At 61.8% G+C, this 17,096-nt stretch carries 18 protein-coding genes; 9 read left to right on the forward strand and 9 right to left on the reverse strand.

Annotated elements, in window-relative coordinates; translation table 11 throughout:
- Positions 1-11 precede the first annotated feature (11 nt).
- Positions 12-1,067 carry an NAD(P)/FAD-dependent oxidoreductase gene (locus tag GBB14_RS02190; RefSeq protein WP_192796095.1) on the forward strand — a complete coding sequence of 352 codons (1,056 nt, stop codon included), beginning with the start codon at positions 12-14 and terminating at the stop codon, positions 1,065-1,067.
- On the opposite strand, the gene GBB14_RS02195 is transcribed toward GBB14_RS02190, so the two are convergent.
- The gene (locus tag GBB14_RS02195) at positions 1,064-2,497 is read right to left on the reverse strand and encodes a YeeE/YedE thiosulfate transporter family protein (protein ID WP_151528461.1); all 1,434 of its coding nucleotides are present in this window, start codon (positions 2,495-2,497) and stop codon (positions 1,064-1,066) included. The genes GBB14_RS02190 and GBB14_RS02195 overlap by 4 nt on opposite strands.
- A 333-nt stretch (positions 2,498-2,830) precedes the next feature.
- Here GBB14_RS02195 and GBB14_RS02200 point away from each other — a divergent pair, with 333 nt between their 5' ends.
- The 3 genes from GBB14_RS02200 to GBB14_RS02210 all read left to right on the forward strand — a co-directional run bounded on the left by GBB14_RS02200 (position 2,831) and on the right by GBB14_RS02210 (position 6,731).
- Complete coding sequence (locus tag GBB14_RS02200; protein ID WP_151528460.1) at positions 2,831-4,228, forward strand: class II fumarate hydratase; 1,398 nt, start codon at positions 2,831-2,833, stop codon at positions 4,226-4,228.
- Positions 4,229-4,434: 206 nt separating this feature from the next.
- Positions 4,435-5,037 carry a TetR family transcriptional regulator gene (locus tag GBB14_RS02205; protein ID WP_192796096.1) on the forward strand — a complete coding sequence of 201 codons (603 nt, stop codon included), beginning with the start codon at positions 4,435-4,437 and terminating at the stop codon, positions 5,035-5,037.
- A 2-nt stretch (positions 5,038-5,039) separates the two neighbouring features.
- On the forward strand, positions 5,040-6,731 hold the full coding sequence (locus GBB14_RS02210; protein ID WP_151528458.1) for an MDR family MFS transporter: 1,692 nt from the start codon (positions 5,040-5,042) through the stop codon (positions 6,729-6,731).
- Between the two features lie 84 nt (positions 6,732-6,815).
- Here GBB14_RS02210 and GBB14_RS02215 read toward each other — a convergent pair whose 3' ends face one another.
- Together GBB14_RS02215 and GBB14_RS02220 are read right to left on the reverse strand one after the other, a co-directional pair.
- The gene (locus tag GBB14_RS02215; RefSeq protein WP_151528457.1) at positions 6,816-7,406 is read right to left on the reverse strand and encodes a GNAT family N-acetyltransferase; all 591 of its coding nucleotides are present in this window, start codon (positions 7,404-7,406) and stop codon (positions 6,816-6,818) included.
- 69 nt (positions 7,407-7,475) lie between these two features.
- Positions 7,476-8,171 (reverse strand): LysR family transcriptional regulator, encoded by a 696-nt coding sequence (locus GBB14_RS02220; protein ID WP_151528456.1) that lies wholly within the window; start codon positions 8,169-8,171, stop codon positions 7,476-7,478.
- On the opposite strand from GBB14_RS02220, the gene GBB14_RS02225 reads away from it, so the two are divergent.
- Complete coding sequence (locus tag GBB14_RS02225; RefSeq protein ID WP_151528455.1) at positions 8,170-8,562, forward strand: DUF5997 family protein; 393 nt, start codon at positions 8,170-8,172, stop codon at positions 8,560-8,562. The genes GBB14_RS02220 and GBB14_RS02225 overlap by 2 nt on opposite strands.
- A 61-nt stretch (positions 8,563-8,623) precedes the next feature.
- On the opposite strand, the gene glyA is transcribed toward GBB14_RS02225, so the two are convergent.
- Positions 8,624-9,922, reverse strand: a complete 1,299-nt coding sequence (gene glyA, locus GBB14_RS02230) for a serine hydroxymethyltransferase (protein ID WP_151528454.1) — start codon at positions 9,920-9,922, stop codon at positions 8,624-8,626.
- Positions 9,923-10,122: 200 nt separating this feature from the next.
- Between glyA and coaA the strand changes: the two genes are divergently transcribed.
- Positions 10,123-11,049 carry a type I pantothenate kinase gene (coaA, locus tag GBB14_RS02235; protein ID WP_151528453.1) on the forward strand — a complete coding sequence of 309 codons (927 nt, stop codon included), beginning with the start codon at positions 10,123-10,125 and terminating at the stop codon, positions 11,047-11,049.
- Positions 11,050-11,102: 53 nt separating this feature from the next.
- On the opposite strand, the gene GBB14_RS02240 is transcribed toward coaA, so the two are convergent.
- The 4 genes from GBB14_RS02240 to mca all read right to left on the reverse strand — a co-directional run bounded on the left by GBB14_RS02240 (position 11,103) and on the right by mca (position 13,895).
- Positions 11,103-11,609, reverse strand: coding sequence for a flavodoxin domain-containing protein (locus tag GBB14_RS02240; RefSeq protein WP_151528452.1), 507 nt, complete (start codon positions 11,607-11,609; stop codon positions 11,103-11,105).
- 2 nt (positions 11,610-11,611) lie between these two features.
- Positions 11,612-12,403: an isoprenyl transferase gene (locus GBB14_RS02245; protein WP_151528451.1), complete on the reverse strand. Its 792-nt coding sequence runs from the start codon at positions 12,401-12,403 to the stop codon at positions 11,612-11,614.
- A gap of 155 nt (positions 12,404-12,558) precedes the next feature.
- Positions 12,559-12,831 (reverse strand): hypothetical protein, encoded by a 273-nt coding sequence (locus GBB14_RS02250; protein ID WP_151528450.1) that lies wholly within the window; start codon positions 12,829-12,831, stop codon positions 12,559-12,561.
- A 5-nt stretch (positions 12,832-12,836) separates the two neighbouring features.
- Positions 12,837-13,895 carry a mycothiol conjugate amidase Mca gene (mca, locus tag GBB14_RS02255; protein WP_225976578.1) on the reverse strand — a complete coding sequence of 353 codons (1,059 nt, stop codon included), beginning with the start codon at positions 13,893-13,895 and terminating at the stop codon, positions 12,837-12,839.
- Between the two features lie 38 nt (positions 13,896-13,933).
- On the opposite strand from mca, the gene GBB14_RS02260 reads away from it, so the two are divergent.
- The 3 genes from GBB14_RS02260 to GBB14_RS02270 all read left to right on the forward strand — a co-directional run bounded on the left by GBB14_RS02260 (position 13,934) and on the right by GBB14_RS02270 (position 15,482).
- Positions 13,934-14,383, forward strand: a complete 450-nt coding sequence (locus tag GBB14_RS02260; RefSeq protein ID WP_151528449.1) for a DUF4307 domain-containing protein — start codon at positions 13,934-13,936, stop codon at positions 14,381-14,383.
- 90 nt (positions 14,384-14,473) lie between these two features.
- Positions 14,474-14,998 carry a transcription elongation factor GreA gene (gene greA / locus GBB14_RS02265; RefSeq protein WP_151528448.1) on the forward strand — a complete coding sequence of 175 codons (525 nt, stop codon included), beginning with the start codon at positions 14,474-14,476 and terminating at the stop codon, positions 14,996-14,998.
- Between the two features lie 16 nt (positions 14,999-15,014).
- Positions 15,015-15,482 (forward strand): hypothetical protein, encoded by a 468-nt coding sequence (locus GBB14_RS02270; protein ID WP_151528447.1) that lies wholly within the window; start codon positions 15,015-15,017, stop codon positions 15,480-15,482.
- Between the two features lie 95 nt (positions 15,483-15,577).
- Here the strand turns inward: GBB14_RS02270 and GBB14_RS02275 are convergent, their stop codons facing one another.
- Positions 15,578-17,005: an HNH endonuclease signature motif containing protein gene (locus GBB14_RS02275; protein ID WP_151528446.1), complete on the reverse strand. Its 1,428-nt coding sequence runs from the start codon at positions 17,003-17,005 to the stop codon at positions 15,578-15,580.
- Positions 17,006-17,096: the final 91 nt, after the last annotated feature.

A 17,096-nucleotide genomic window follows, 5' to 3' on the forward strand; every position in this document is an offset into this window, starting at 1 on the left:
AGGTACACACGATGACAGACACCACCCAGCTGCCCGCTATTGACGCCGAGGTGATCGTGGTGGGAGGAGGGCCTGCGGGCATGACTGCGGCGCTGCTGCTCGGCCGGCAACAACGACTCACCATCCACATCGATTCCGGCGATTACCGCAACGCCCCCTCCCCCACCATCAATATGCTCGCCGCCAACAACGGGATCGCCCCCACCGACTACACGGCACAGGCGCGCGCCGCGGTCGCTGCCCTCGACACTGTGATTGCTCTGCAAGGCCACGTGCGTTCCGCCCGCATTCTTCGCGCGCTCGACGATTCCGGCGAGGAAGTCGATGCCGTGGAAGTCACCCTCAGCAATGGCCGCGCGATCACCGCCCAGCGTCTCATCCTTGGCACCGGTCAGCATGACCACCCCAATCTGCTGCCCGGCGCCGCCGAGCTGTGGGGCACCGAGGTGTTGCATTGCCCCTACTGCCACGGCTACGAGGCCAAGGATTCCGCCATCGCAGTGGTGCACATTCAGCAGCTGGATGCCCCCATGGCTGGGCTTCTCGCCTCCTACCAAGCGCTCTATCTGCGTCAACGTCTCAGCGATCGCGTCACCCTCATCACCGAGGAGCTCCCACCCGCGGAGCATCGCACTGCTCTCGAGGCGCTGGGAGTGCGGGTGCTTCATGCCCAGGCACAGCGCCTTCAGGCCGGCGACACCGGCGGTTGTGTGCTGCACACGGACGCTCTCGACTCTTCCTCAGACGAGCTTGCGCAGGAGGAGCATCATCTCGATCACGTCTTCTTCCACGCCCCCACCAGCGCCAGCCTGGATCTCAGCGCCGACCTCGAGTTAGAAACCCAGGGCCCTTACATTCTCGTCGACGCTCAGCAGCGCACCAGCAATCCCCTTGTCTTCGCTGCGGGCGATACTGCGCTTGCGCGCACGATGCCGCAGCCGCTGACCTTCGTCGCCCAAGCGCAGGCCCAAGGTCAGACCGCCGGGTTGTGGGCGGATCAGGATCTCTTTTTCGCCCACCCGCACACCCCGGCCCTGCCCACTATGTCGGATCCCGAGTCCGACTAAGCCTTCGGCGCGCCTACGTGCAGGGTGATCTCCCACTCTGCGGCGCGACGTTGTACGAAGTCGAGCACGCTATGGCCGTTCTCCGCAGCCCACGCAGGAATGGCATCAGTTGCTTGGGTGCAATCGAAGGTGATCGTGATCTGGTCGCCGGTATGAAGCTCAGCAACCGCGTTTTTTAGTTTGAGCAGCGGGAAGGGGCACACGTCGCCGCGGCTATCGAGGGCGTAGTGCCCCTCGCCGATCGATTCGACAGTGCGGGTGGACGTTGCGGCACGAAGCCCCACATCGACCGCTGTGAACTGAGGTGCGGGACGGGTAGCGAGGGCTACCTGCCCGTGCCCAGCGTCGACAAGCGGAGTGGAGAGACGCTCGGAGGTAGCGGGGAGGGAATCTCCGCTGGTGGCTGTTGCCTGCTGCGTGGAGGGAGTGAGATAAAACTTCGCTGCCAGCCATACCCCGAGGGTAGTGAAAAGGAGCGCGACCCAGCCTTGGTAGCTGAACAGGCTGGTTTGCACCATGCCATTGCCCACAGTGCAGCCCCCAGCCCAGCTGGCGCCAACACCCATGAGCACACCGCCAGCTAGGGAAGCCACGGCGGTGCGGCCATCCGGTACACGCACGCGGAACTCGCCGCTAAGAGACGCGGCGATAATCGAGCCGAGAAGAATGCCGAGCACGAGCAGTGCTCCCCAATCGAGGAAGGCGCTATCGCCAGTGACGAGATAATTCACCACGTTTTTGGATGGGCTTGTGATTCCCAGACCATCGTTGCGCCCAGCGGCAGCCGATAAAGGCCACGCAATGACCCCGATCAGACCTACCAGCACGGCCGCGCGATAGAGCGGAATGGGTGCAGACAGCACTCGCGTCAATCGCGGTGTATCGGTAGGTACGACTCGGTTCGGTTGCCGCGTAGTGGTCGAGCTGTAGTGCCAGACAAGGACGGCCGTAAAAACGCTGAGCCCAAGGGCCAACACCCAAGTAGCAATGTTGAAGTCTTCGGCGATGGACACATGCTCAGTTTGCAGGCTACGTCCCCATTCGTTCAGTCCACTCAGGGCACCTGTTTTCATCGCTGCCGCGGATAACGCGTAGGCGATGAGTGCAATCCATGATCCCACCAGCCCTTCGCCAGCGCGGTACCACGTACCGGAGGCGCAGCCGCCGGCGAGAACAATGCCTATGCCGAACAGGAGGCTGCCCACGATCACCGCCACCGGCGCGAAGGGATCAAACTCGGGCTGGATAAGTCCCATTCTGGTGAGAAGCTGCACCCCGAGGGCTTGCACGCTGATAACAACCAGCAGCGCTACGAAAGGACGGAACGTGCGCCGAAGGTAAATGTCTCGCAGGAAGCCGGTAACGCAGAAGCGTCCGCGCTGCAGAACTGCGCCAAGAAGTATGCCGAGCGCAAGGCCAGTGATGATCATGGTCGAACCCTTGTGTCTATAACTGGTGTGCGGTGAACGCACAGCGAATGAGGTACTGCTTTTCTCCCGTGCATGCCGCGACGGCACCACGGGGGATAGACCACACGATAACAGACATATCTGTCTATTGAAAGCATACCGACCCGTATGTCAGTGAATAAGCTCACATAAGCTCGGGGGATTCTTGGCGGCCACAGACCTACCTGCGGCCGAAAAATCAGTCATACTTAAAAGCAGTGCCTGCACTACCCCCTGCCCCGCGTCTGCGTGTGGCTGAGGTGCCGGGCAATTCGCACGACTGACACATTGTCACCAACTTTTAAGGTGGTTTTTATGACTGAGTACCGCATCGAACACGACACCATGGGCGAAGTGAAGGTTCCCGCCGACGCTCTCTGGCGCGCCCAGACTCAGCGCGCAGTGCAGAACTTCCCGATCTCCGGCCGCGGTCTCGAGTCCGCTCAGATCCGCGCCATGGGCCTGCTTAAGGCAGCCTGCGCCCAGGTGAACAAGGACTCCGGCGACCTTCCGGCCGAGCAGGCCGATGCCATTATCGCCGCCGCGAAGGAAATCGCCGAGGGCAAGCATGACGCCGAGTTCCCGATCGATGTCTTCCAGACTGGCTCCGGCACGTCGTCGAACATGAACACCAACGAGGTCATCGCCTCGATCGCCAAGAACAATGGCGTGGAGGTGCACCCCAATGACCACGTGAACATGGGCCAGTCCTCCAATGACACCTTCCCCACCGCCACCCACGTGGCCTCCACCGAGGCGGCCGTGAAGGATCTCATCCCCGGCCTGAAGGTGCTGCAGGAGTCTCTGGAGAAGAAGGCCAAGGACTGGGAAGAGGTCGTCAAGTCCGGGCGTACCCACCTGATGGATGCCGTTCCGGTCACCTTGGGCCAGGAGTTCTCCGGCTATGCCCGCCAGATCGCGGCCGGCATTGAGCGCGTCGAGGCCACCCTGCCCCGCCTGGGGGAGCTGCCGATTGGTGGCACCGCCGTGGGCACCGGCCTGAACACCCCGGCCGACTTCGGCGAGAAGGTCACCGCCGAGCTGGTCAAGCTCACTGGTGTTGAGGAGCTGCGCGAGTGCGTCAACCACTTCGAGGCTCAGGCTAACCGCGATGGCCTAGTGGAGTTCTCCGGCGCTATGCGCACCATCGCCGTGTCGTTGAACAAGATCGCCAACGATATCCGCTGGATGGGCTCCGGCCCGCTCACCGGCCTTGGCGAGATCCACCTGCCGGATCTGCAGCCGGGCTCGTCCATCATGCCGGGCAAGGTCAATCCGGTGCTGTGCGAGACCGCCACCCAGGTCGCCGCCCAGGTGATCGGCAACGACGCCGCTGTGGCATTCGGTGGCGCCCAGGGTGCCTTCGAGCTCAACGTGTTCATCCCGATGATGGCCCGCAACGTGCTCGAGTCCGCCCGCCTCCTAGCCAATACCTCCCGCGTCTTCGCCGAGAAGCTGGTAGATGGCATCGAGCCGAACGAGGAGCGCATGCAAACTCTCGCGGAGTCCTCCCCCTCCATCGTCACTCCGCTGAACTCCGCTATCGGCTACGAGGCTGCCGCCAAGGTAGCCAAGACCGCACTGAAGGAAGGCAAAACCATTCGCCAGACCGTGATTGATCTCGGCTACGTCGATGGCGAGAAGCTCACCGAAGAGGAGCTGGACCGTCGCCTGAACGTGCTCGATATGTGCAACACGGATCGCGACTCCTAAAACACTCCCTTCTCACATCACCCACAGGCGCGCCTTCGGGCGCGCCTTTTGTGCGCCCCCCCTAGGTCCGATGCAATGAGGACGAACGATCAGGCGCGAGGGCTAGAGGTTGGCGTCGATAAACGCTCCCGCTCTGCCGCAAGCCGAGAAAAATGCGTGAGATGCAAGTTTGCACTGAGTGTATTTTTAGGAGTTAAATGACGGGCATGACACACGAAAACCTCAGAGACAAGAAGCGCCGCGAAACTCTGGTGGCCATTTATTGCAGCGCGGCACAGCTGGTGGCCGCGCGCGGCTTTGATGCGGTCACGGTGGACGAGATTTGTGCACAGGTAGGCATCTCGAAGCGCACCTTCTTTAATTACTGCGACTCCAAGGAACAAGCGGTGATCGGCCCCGGACCACGGCCGCTGTCAGCGGAGGAACGGACCAAGTTTCTGGCCGCACCCCATAGGAATCTGCTCGGCGATCTCCTCGAGCTGCACCTCAGCACCGTCATCGACGGCATGGGGGCGGATGAGGATGCTTTAAGGCGGCACCGCAAACAAATTATGCACCGCAATCACGATTTAGCCGCCCAGCGCAGCGCCCAAATGATGGCTGCCCTCGGATCTTTGACCGAACTCACCCGCGAGGTACTAGGTTGCGAACAAGAACAGGCAGAGGCCACCACCACCTTGGTATCCACCTCCCTGTATTTAGGGCATCACCGCTGGCTGCGGCGTCCGCACGCAAACTACACCGTACTGCGTGAGGAATGCGCCCGCGCATTAGAGCAGCTCTCCCACGTCGTGAAGGAGTACGCCTAGCCATGAGCAGAACGAAGAAACAGCCGCGCCCCTCCGCGCTGTCTGCTGAGGAACAAAAACGCGTCTGGTGGGTACTGTCCGCGCTCATGGTGGCAATGTTGCTCGCCAGCTTGGATCAGATGATCTTCGCTACTGCCCTACCCACCATCGTCGGCGAACTCGGCGGGGTGGACCACATGATGTGGGTGATCACCGCCTATCTGCTCGCAGAAACCGTGATGCTGCCCATTTACGGCAAGCTGGGCGATCTCATCGGCCGCAAGCAGCTCTTTATCGCAGCGCTCATGATCTTTCTCCTCGGCTCTGTCATGGGCGGGCTGGCCACCGGCATGGCTGTGCTCATCAGCGGACGTGCGGTGCAAGGCATTGGCGCCGGCGGCTTGATGATTCTCTCCCAAGCGATCATCGCCGATGTGGTACCGCCCCGCGAACGTGGCCGGTATATGGGCGTCATGGGAGGCGTATTTGGTCTCTCCGCGGTGCTGGGCCCGCTGCTCGGCGGTTGGTTCACCGAAGGCCCCGGCTGGCGCTGGGCATTCTGGATGAATCTACCCCTAGGCGTCATCGCGATCGTGGTGGCCGCCGTGGTGCTCAGGCTCCCCGCACGCTCGACCACGCTGCGCTGGGACTATCTCGGCACGCTGTTCATGGTCAGCGCTGCCACCACGCTGATCCTCTTCACCACCTGGGGAGGCTCACGCTATGCGTGGTCCGATCCGATCATCGTGGGACTGATCATCGCTTTCGTGGTCTCCGCCCTTGCGCTGATCGCCGTGGAGCGACGCGCCACCAACCCGCTGGTGCCGCTGGAGTTCTTCACCAACCGCAACTTCGCACTCACCACCACCGTGGGCCTCGTGCTGGGCATCACAATGTTCGGCGTGCTCGGCTACCTGCCTACCTATATGCAGATGGTGCACGGCTTCAACGCCACCGAGGCCGGCTTCATGATGATCCCCATGCTGGTATCCATGCTGAGCGTCAGCGTCTGGACCGGCATGCGCATCACCCGCACCGGGCGCTACCGCATCTACCCCATCCTCGGCATGGTAATCGTGCTCGCCACCCTGGTGCTCTTCCACTCCATGCAGCCCAGCACCCCGGTATGGCACATCGCCACCTACCTCTTCCTGCTCGGCTTCGGCCTCGGGCTTTCCGTGCAGGTGCTGGTGCTCATCGTGCAAAACACGCTGCCCGCCGCCGTGGTGGGCACGGCGACCGCGGTGAATAACTTTTTCCGCCAGATCGGCTCCGCCTTGGGCTCCGCCCTCGTCGGCGGGATCTTCGTTGGCAATCTCTCTTCCCTCCTCGCCACTCGAATCCCCGAGGCCAGCCGGCAATTGTCGTCCGAACAGCAAACTGCGCTCGCTCAGCACGAGGGTGTGGACACCAATGCGATCACCCCTGGGATCGTCGGAGACATGCCGGGGCCGGTACGCGAGGCCTTCATTTCCAGCTACAACGACGCCCTCACCCCGGTCTTTATGTACGTGATGCCGATGGCAGCGCTGTCCTTGCTGCTTCTGCTCTTTATTAAGCACGAGAAACTGCGGGAGACCCTAGACGCTGACAGCGATGCTGGGGCTGTCCCCACCGTTGCGACGCAAGCGCCATCGAGTACCCGCATCGTCGAGCACTCCGAGCCAGCCAACAAGTCCGAAAACACCCCTGAGCCTGGGGCCGGCTCGCGCTAGCTGCGACACATTGAGCCAATAAAAAACAGCCCACCGGATGCGCTACGCGTGTGCCGGTGGGCTGTATGCGGTATGGCCGTCGTATTAGGCGTCGGTGTCTTCGTGATCGAGGCGGTCGAGGGTTTCGTGGGTGTGATTGTCCGGATCATAATCCTCCGGTTTATCCAGCAGCCGCTCGTAGAGATCCACGTTGCGCCACTGCCCCTTGAGCTCCCCATAGGTCATGCGCCCCATGTGGTGCATAGTGCCCACACGCTCGAAGCCGCGGGACTCGTGCAGCCGCTTGGAGCCTTCGTTCTCGGGGAAAATCCAGGCGTGCAGCGACCAATAGTGCAGGCTGTTACACACATCGATGAGCTTATCCATCAGCGCGCCGGCGATACCGCGCCCCACGGCGTCCGTGCCCACGTAGATCGAGTTTTCCACCACGCCGTAGTACACCGAGCGCGAGGATGCCGGCGCCCCGGACACCCAGCCGAGCACCTTCTCATCATCGTCTTCTTCCACCGCAACGAAGCAGGTTTTGAGCAGCTTCTTCTGTGCGAATTCCTCCCACGTAGGACCGCTGGTCTCGAAGGAGGCGTGACCGCTGTCTAGCCCCTGCTCATAAATCGCGCGGGCCTGCGGATAGTCGGCCTTCGTCATCGGCCGGATACGGAAATCTCGCTGTGCCATGCGCATTATCTTCTCTCATTGCGGAATTGCGCCGCAAAATATGTCTGTGAGCTTGCACTTTTCTCGCGCTTATCGACGCTTTCTCGCACGCCGTGCTCCCTTTCTTTTGGCAGCAGCCCTTGGCCGCTGTCCACGCCGCTGCTGCTTGGCACGTGTTTTCTTCCGAGCCGAACGCTTCTTCTGCTCCCCAGCAGCAGGATCCTGGCGGGTACTGCGCGGGGTACGGCCGCGGGTGATGCCGATGAACTCTTGGATCTCCTCGCAGTCATCCTCCTTTTTCCATATGACAGCGATCTTAGTCGGATCTCCGCCACGGAAGTCGCGGTGCGCACAGGACTTGACGTTGAAGGAACGCAGCAGCGGCCGCGGGGCGCGGGCTACGCCCACATTCGCGCCGACCACATCGAGGGCCTGTTTTACTGCGGCGACATCCACCACGCCCTGCTCATCAGGGGCGGTGATGGTGATGATCTCCTCGGCGATGTCCGCGGCGTCGATCTCATCGAGCAGGGTGAGCTCGGAATCCACCGGCACGGCGATGCCGGGCTGCTCCTCGTAGAGGATGACCACGTGGTAGGAGTCGAGACTGGCGGGCGGGGTGGCGTCGACAAGCCGCGCCAGCGCCACAGTGGCCTCGCCGGAGGCGACGTCGGCGAGCGCATCATAAGATTCGAAGGAGCGGAAGCTGATATCGGTGCGCTCCCGCATGCGGGCAAACCATTTTCCGGGGGCGGTGCCCTTCACATACGAGATCACGAGTTCCATGACGATAAATGCTACCGTGAACCCTGTGAACGAAGAATCTGCACGCACCCCGATCCAGCCCTCCGGCACCGCAATGAAACCGGAGACTGCCGCCAAGAAGCTGGGAATCTACTTTCCCGCCTGCCCAGAGGAGTTCCGCACCACCGCGATCACGCACGCGGAGCTGAAGGCCCTGCGCACCACCCCGCCCGCGTGGCTCGACGAGCTGCGCGAGACGGGCCCGCATCCGCGCCCAGTGGTAGCAGAGAAGCTCGGCATCACCATCGCCGCGCTCAAACGCCATGACATGGACGCGCCGCTGACCACCGCCGAGATCGAGGAACTGCTTTCCACCATGCCCTCGTGGCTGGCCGAGGAGCGCGAGAAGTTCCAAGAGAATACGAACTCCTAGTCCCAAGCACACAACCACCATCTCAGCTCAGCGTGGAGCGAGATGGTGGTTGCGGCGTTTATTAGGCGAGCCTCCAGTCCTCAAGACCGTCATAGAGCGGATAGTTCGCGGCCAAGGCATCAACGCGCTGGCGCAGCGCCTGCACATCGGCGTTCTTGCCGGCGGCCAGGGCGCTTCCGATGATATCGGCTACCTCGGTGAAGGCGGCAGCATCGAATCCGCGGGTGGCCAATGCTGGGGTGCCGATACGCAGACCCGAGGTGACCATCGGCGGGCGCGGATCGAAGGGCACAGCATTGCGGTTGACGGTAATGCCCACCTCATGCAGCAGATCCTCGGCCTCCTGGCCATTGAGCTCGGAATTGCGCAGATCCACCAGCACTAGGTGCACATCGGTGCCGCCGGTAAGCACGTCCACGCCGGCGGCGGCGCAGTCCTCGCCCATCAGGCGCTCGGCCAGGATCTTCGCGCCCTCAATGGTGCGGGCCTGGCGATCCTTGAACTCCTCGGTCTGGGCCACCTTGAAGGTCACGGCCTTCGCGGCGATGGCGTGCATCAGCGGCCCGCCCTGCTGGCCCGGGAAGACAGCGCTGTTGATCTTCTTCGCATAGTCCTGCTTAGCCAGGATCACACCCGAACGCGGCCCACCCAAGGTCTTGTGCACCGTGGAGGAGACCACATCGGCGTGCGGCACCGGGCTGGGGTGCAGCCCCGCGGCCACCAGGCCGGCGAAGTGCGCCATATCCACCCACAGCTTCGCGCCTACCTCATCGGCGATCTCGCGGAAGGCCTGGAAGTCCTGGTGGCGCGGATAGGCGGACCAGCCACCGATGATCACATCGGGGCGCTCGGCCAGGGCCTGCTCGCGGACCTTATCCATATCCACACGGAAGGTCTCCGGATCCACCTCATAGGCGGCAACCTCATAGAGCTTTCCGGAGAAGTTCAACTTCATCCCGTGCGTGAGGTGTCCACCATGGGCCAGAGACAGGCCCATGATTTTGTCCCCTGGATTAGCCAAAGCCATGAGCACCGCAGCATTCGCCTGCGCACCCGAGTGCGGCTGCACATTGGCGAACTCGGCACCAAACAGCGTCTTCACGCGCTCCCGCGCTAGGTCCTCGATAATGTCCACGTGCTCGCAGCCGCCATAGTAACGGCGCCCCGGGTAGCCCTCAGCGTACTTATTCGTCAGCACCGAACCCTGCGCCTGCAGCACTGCGCGCGGCACGAAATTCTCTGAGGCGATCATCTCCAAGGTGTCGCGCTGGCGACCCAGCTCGCCGCCAATCGCGGCAGCAACATCGGGATCGAGCTCAGCAAGTGACTGGTAGCGGATGTCCGGGGTATTTTCGCTCATGAAGGTCCTTCCCTATCACGGTGATCGTGCGGCAGCGGGGTGGCGTCGACAAGCCAGTAGTGCCGCGAGCGTACTTCTAACCGTAGCTAACTCTCGGGGCGAGACTAAAGCCACATACATCTAGTACCCTACTCCGATCACACGCCTAGACAGCGGGGTTGATGTTTTCGCCGCGCCAGCAAGAGGGCACAATAGAGACTATGGTCCGCGCCAACGATTCCAGCCCCTATCTCGACTTCGACCGCAACTCATGGCGCACGCTGCGTAAATCCATGCCGCAGGTGTTGACGGAAAAAGAAGTCATTCAGCTGCGCGGTATCGGCGAATCCATTGACTTGGACGAAGTCGCCGAGGTGTATCTGCCGCTCTCCCGCCTCATCCACCTGCAAGTCGCCGCCCGACAGCGCCTGCACCAAGCCACCGCCGAGTTCCTCGACGACCCCTTCACCCGGGTGCCTTATATCATCGGCGTTGCCGGCTCCGTCGCCGTCGGCAAATCCACCACCGCCCGCCTGCTGCAGGTGCTCCTCTCCCGCTGGGACAGCCACCCCCGCGTCGACCTCGTCACCACCGATGGCTTCCTCTACCCCAGCGCCGAACTCCACCGCCGCGGCCTCATGAGCCGCAAAGGATTCCCCGAATCCTATGACCGGCGCGCACTGCTGCGCTTTGTCACCAATGTCAAAGCCGGCAAAGCCCTCGTCCAGGCGCCCGTCTACTCCCACACCCTCTACGACCGCATCCCCGGGGAAACCATCGACGTTGAACGCCCCGACATCGTCATCCTCGAAGGACTCAACGTCCTCCAAACCTCCCCCACACTCATGGTCAGCGACCTCTTCGACTTCTCCGTCTACGTCGACGCCGCCACCGAGCACATCGAAAGCTGGTACATCGAGCGCTTCCTCAAACTTCGGCACTCCGCCTTCCAGCAACCCAACGCCCACTTCTCCCACTACGCCAACCTCGACGACGACTCCGCCCGCGACGTCGCCCGCGAAATCTGGCAATCCGTGAACCTGCCCAACCTCGTGGAAAACATCCTGCCCACCAGGGTGCGGGCGTCGCTGGTGCTGCGGAAAAATATCGACCACTCTGTGCAGCGAGTGCGAATGCGCAAACTATGACAGCGATCGCGGTATGAACATGGTTCAGTAGCAGCTGTGGCTCTCTGCTGGTGTTAGTCGGCGCGCAGCCACGCCTCGATCGGGGCGAGCTCGGCGAAATCGATACGGGAGATGTCCTTGCCGTAGCCATCGACAATCGCCTGCTCAGCAACACTCAACGACGACTTCGCGCGCAGCAGCTTCGTCATCGTCCACATCGTCGCCCGATGCACCCGCGACAGCTCCGAATAAGCCAAACGCCCCGGCAAATAAAAACGCGCAATCTCCGGGCAATTGACGACGCCGCGCAGCTGGTCCTTCTCCCGTGCCTGCGGCAGTGGCGTCATCCCCACAGCCACGAACGCCGTCGGAATCCCCTGCTGAGCCAGCGAACGGGCCCACTCCACACCACGGAACTGGCCGCCATAATTCGGCGACAAGACCACCACAGGGCCGGAGGGCTCGAGGGGCTGGGAGGTGGCGTCGGCAAGCGCCATGCAGGGGGCAGCAACGCGAGCAGCAAGCTCGCGGGCATAGCGCTCAGTGGAGCCATAAGTGGAAGAAAAAACGATCGCAGCCATACTCACTTCCCAAAACGACGCGAACGCGAAGAATACTCGCGCAACGCCCGCAAGAAATCGATACGGCGAAAAGCCGGCCAATAGGTATCGGTGAACCAAATCTCCGAATACGCCGCCTGCCACAACAAAAAGCCCGACAGCCGCTGCTCGCCAGAGGTACGAATCACCAAATCCGGATCCGGCTGCCCCTTGGTATAAAGATGCTTAGAAATAGCATCCACAGTGACTGCCTCCGCCAACTGGTCACTAGGGGTGCCGGCAGCGAGCTCATCGCGAATCAACGCCTGAACAGCATCCACAATCTCCTGGCGGCCGCCATAGCCCACCGCCACATTGACCACCACGCCCGTGTGCTCACTCGTGTGCGACTCGGCCTCCCCCAGCGCCGCAGACAGCGAATCCGGCAACAAATCCGTGTGCCCCACCAAACGCACCCGGCAATTAATATCCGGATCCGACAACTCGCGCGCCACATCCGCCAAAATCTCAAAGAGCTGCTCCAGCTCCGAAGAGGAACGCGCCAGATTCTCCGTGCTCAGCAAATACACCGTCACCAAGGTGATACCGAGCTCATCCGCCCAGCGCACCATCTCAGCAATCTTTTGGGCCCCCACCCGGTGGCCATGGCTGACATCAGAAAAACCCGCCTCGCGGGCCCACCGGCGATTACCATCCGCCATCACCGCGATATGCTTCGGCAAACGGGCGCCGCGCAGCTCCTTCGTGATACGCCGAACGTCCCGCTCGAGACGCTTCTCATAGAGCGGGTACAAAACCTTCGGCACAATCCTCACAAACCCCTAGTTTATCTCCACTAGACAGCGATCGCGATTCTCCGCGCCCGCTGTCTCCAACAAAAAGCCGCTGCCGTGGGAACACGACAGCGGCGGCGCACCCGCGGGCCCAGCGATATGGGGCCGAGAGGTGGGCGTCGATAAGCGAAAAGGAGCTAAAACCAAGTGCGCTTGGCCTGATCGTAAAGGCCGGCCTCCTTGAGGGCCTTATCGATCGCCTCCGTATCGAAAACATCGAGGCCATTGTCCTCAGCGAAACGCTGACGACGGTTCAACCGAGCAATGCGGCGCGACAGGCGCCAACCAATGAACAACACCGCCACCAGCGACACAACCAGCACAAACAAGCCGATCGGCGAAGCCTTACCGAATTCGGGGCCGAGCGGGCCCTCCAGCTGGTCAGCCTGGGCAAGAATCTCGTACAGCACGTCAGTTAATCCTTATCGATCCCAGCGAACAAATCATCCTCTGGTAGTTCAGTCTTCACCCTCGTACGGGCCAATTCAAATTCCTCCGTGGGCCACAACTCGCGCTGCAACTCCACCGGAGTCGCAAAGAACGTGCCCGCCGGATCAATCTGCGTCGCATGCGCGCGCAACGCATCATCACGGCGCTCAAAATACTCCGCAGCATGCACCTGCGTCGTTACTCGGGCCAGCGTATCGCCCTTATCCGAACGCAAACGCTCCAAAAAACCACCATACGGCGACGGGCGGCCCTGCGCGACCAGACGATCATGGAACATCTGCAAACGCTGGCGGATAAAGCCGTGGGTGTAATAGAGCTTCAGCGGCGTCCACGGCTCCCCCACCTCCGGATAAAAGTTCTCATCACTAGACAGCGCCCACGCTTTCATCGACACCTCGTGAACCTTCAGGTGATCCGGGTGGGGGTAGCCCCCATTCTCGTCATAAGTAATGATCACGTGCGGCTTGAAATCACGCACCACGCGCACCACCTCGCGGGTGACCTCATCGCTGTCAGCGAGAGCAAAGCAGCCCTCCGGCAACGGCGGCAAAGGATCGCCTTCCGGCAATCCAGAATCCTCATAACCCAACCAGATATTAGAGGTGCCAAGCGCACGCATCGCCGCCGCCATCTCCTCGCGACGCACCTCCGCAATATTCTCCAACACGCCAGAGCGGTCCATATTCGGGTTCAAAATACTACCGCGCTCACCGCCAGTGCAGGTCAACACCAGCACATCCGCGCCCTCATCCACATAACGAGCCATCGTGGCCGCGCCCTTACTCGATTCATCATCCGGGTGGGCATGAATGGCCAGAAGGCGCAAACCCTCCTTGGGGCGAGGCCGCGCAGCAGCGCCAGCACGATCCGTGCCCGGCTCAGATACAGCATCCGAAGGAATAGTCACGTGACAGTCACTCCCATAAACGTTGAGAAAATAAAATTCATTCGCCTGCGCTAAGGCACAAGCATCCCACCATCGTAATAGCTGACGCCAACAAGCTAGAATGACAGCGATCAACATTTTGATATCGAAGGCCTCGACACCCCAGAAAGCACGCCATGCCCAGCCCCACGTCGCAGTCGCACAACCAGAGCACAGAGCCCACCGCCACCTATGACAGCGCGCGCGGAACGATCTCCGGAAAGATCATCGCTGTCGGCGCTGTCATCTTCGCCATCGTGACTGTCATCGTGATTGTGCAATACTCCCAGAAACTGCAGGCGGGAAGCGTCGACGGGCAAATCACCAAGTTTGAACGGGTCGAGGACAACCTGATTGCAGCGACGGTGGATATTACGCGAGATGACGTCGATAAGCCTGCACACTGCATAGTGACAGCGATGAACTACGACGCCGTGGAAGTTGGGCGGCGCGAAATCTACATCCCCAGCGGCGGCGAGCGCACCACCCGGTACAACACCACAATCACCACCCGCGACATTCCCGTGGTCGCCGACTTCTACGGATGCTCCAACACCATCCCTGACTACCTCAAAGGCGAGAACTAGGGCGTCTGATACTATGGCGACCTAGAATTTCTCGCTGACAGCGATGCACCCAACCCACCACCCAACGACGGGAAGGTATAAAGGCTAACTATGTCTGACGCCCGAAAGCAGTACATCACCCCAGAGACCAAGGCCAAGCTCGAAGCCGAGCTCAACGAGCTCATCGCGCACCGCCCCGTCGTCGCCGCCGAAATCAACGAGCGACGCGAAGAAGGCGACCTCAAGGAAAACGCAGGCTACGACGCCGCCCGCGAGATGCAGGACCAAGAAGAAGCCCGCATCAAGCAAATCTCCGAAATCCTCGCCAACGCCACCACCGAGCGCTCCGCCGTCGAAGAAGGCGTCGCCAACGTCGGCTCCGTCGTGCACGTCTACTACAACGGCGACGAAAACGACAAAGAAACCTTCCTCATCGGCACCCGCGCCGCCGCCAGCGAAAACCCGGACCTCGAAACCTACTCCGAGCAGTCCCCCCTCGGCGCCGCAGTCCTCGGCGCCACCGAAGGCGAAACCCGGGAATACACCGCCCCCTCCGGCGTGAGCATCAGCGTCACCGTGATCTCCGCGGAGCCCTACAACTCCGAGAAGTACGCCACCCTGCGCAACCAACGCTGACAGCGATCCACTTTTCATGCGTTCAACGATCCTCGCGATCGCAGTGGCCTGCACTGCGATCGCGCTTTCGGCTTGCACGCCCAGTCTCGAGCAGGACTCACCACATAAAATCGCCACTCCAGACAGCGATGCGATTCCGGTGAACCTGCCGCGCTATATAGACTGCGTCTCCACCCCAGAAATACGGCCCAAGCGGATTTCGCTCAACTGCGCTACAGATAGCGACTACGTAGACGACATCACGTGGGAGGAGTGGCTCATTGATGGCGCCACCGGAACCGCGAGACTGCATACCGCATCGCTGTCTAGTAAGAAGAAGCGTACTGAGGCCGCCCGTAAGCAGCGCGGGCGCACGCGGGACTCTGCTGATCGCTCAAAAAAGGAAGAAAAGCGCGTCGCTGTCACTCTTGACGATCCCGTGCACACTCCTTTTGGGCTCGCTTTTACGTCGCTGTCTATCGATGGCAAGGAGCAATCGCCCTAAGGGGCTTCCGCCACGACTTCTAGCCTGGTCACCTCTTCTGGTGGCCAGGCTTATGGTGTATGCCGACGGGGACTAACGCTGTGTGGGGCTCGGCGCTAGGGGTCGTCTCCTGTCGGTGGGGCGCTGTCGGGCCAGTGTTGGCGGCGGATTTTTGCCGCAGCTGATTGTTGGGAGAAGGTGCTTCGATTGAAGCGTTTCTCTGGGTAGGGTTCTTCTGGTGTGGCGGCTTTGGTGTGATAGACGATGCCGCTGTCGGGGTCTCGTTCTGCGTGATATTTGTGCGGATGGATGCCGCTGTCATCTGTGTCCGAGTGGTGTTGCGGGCACATGAGTGTGAGGTTGTCTAGGTCGGTGGGGCCGCCCCGTGAGAACGGGTCGATGTGGTGGACGTGGCACGCCGTGACCGGTTGGTTGCATCCGGGGTGGGAGCACACCAGCTCGGTGGCGAATAAGGCGATGCGTTGGGCGACATCGGCGAAGCGTTTTTCGGTGCGCAGGGCTTTGATTTGGCCAGAGGTGGCGTCGTGAAGCGCGACGTGCCCAGTGGTGTCGATGCCGAGGAAGCTCAGGTCTAGGGCCGAGAGCTGGATACCGCAGGTGGTATGGAAGAGGGCGTTGGCGCCGGCGCGCGGTGGGAGTTCGAGGTCCTTGGCAGACAGCGACACGAGAACGTGGGCCAGCGGGTGTTTCGGTTCCTGGGGTGACGCGGGGCGGCCGAGGATGGCGAAAAGTGCGTCGGCGAGGCGTTGGCGCTTGGTGCGGTGGCAGGTGGTGTCGGTGCGGAGGGGTCGCGCGGTGGATTGGGCGACATCGAGTTGGGTTTTGAGCATGGCCAGGGCATAAGGCGGGATGTAGCCGCCGATGCGGGCCCCGCCATCGCTGTCTTGGGGACCGATGAAGAAACCGCGGTTGCGGTGGGCGCGCAGGGTGTCGCGGGGGAGCTCGTCGTTGCGTTCGTTTACGAGGCTCATCACGAATGCCTTGAGATCCTCGACGCTGCAGTGGGCGGCGCGCTCGACAGCGCGGAGGCGGATCACTTCCCGCGGGACCGCGGCCTTGGAGCGCAAGCACTTCAGGCCGCGCTCGATGGTGAGGCGCTGCTCGGCGGTGAGGCCCTGGCGGTTGGCGAGGTCCCGGGCGCGGGCGCGGATGCGTTCTGCTTCTTCCCGCCGCCTAGTGACAGCGATGCGGTTGTCGTCTGTGCTTGCGGGCTCGTCGATAACGCTGTCATACCAGCCGCGGCCCTGGGCTCGTAAGTCCTTCGCTTTGGCTTTGGACCAGCCATAGGACTCGGTGAGGTACAGGGTGGATTTGTTCGAGCCGCAGAGCTCGGTGGTGCTGCAGGTATCGGCGGCGCGGGCGAGTTGGAGCTCGAAACGGGCGAGGGCCGTGAGTACGGATTTGAGGCGATCACGGTGTTGGTGAATCGCGGCGAGATCGATGTCGCCGGATTCAAGGCTCGCAGAGTGGTGTTCGAGCCATTGCGCAGCGCTGTCTAGTGCGTGCTGATCCCCCGAGTACATTGATTTTCCCCCGAATAAAACGTACTTCTGTTCAACCAGCCCCCACTTTAACCCCTCCCCTGCCCGTTGCACTCGCTGAAAGTGCACGTCT

The organism is Corynebacterium sp. 51B, assembly GCF_008930785.1.
In the GTDB taxonomy this organism is placed as follows: domain Bacteria; phylum Actinomycetota; class Actinomycetes; order Mycobacteriales; family Mycobacteriaceae; genus Corynebacterium; species Corynebacterium megadyptis.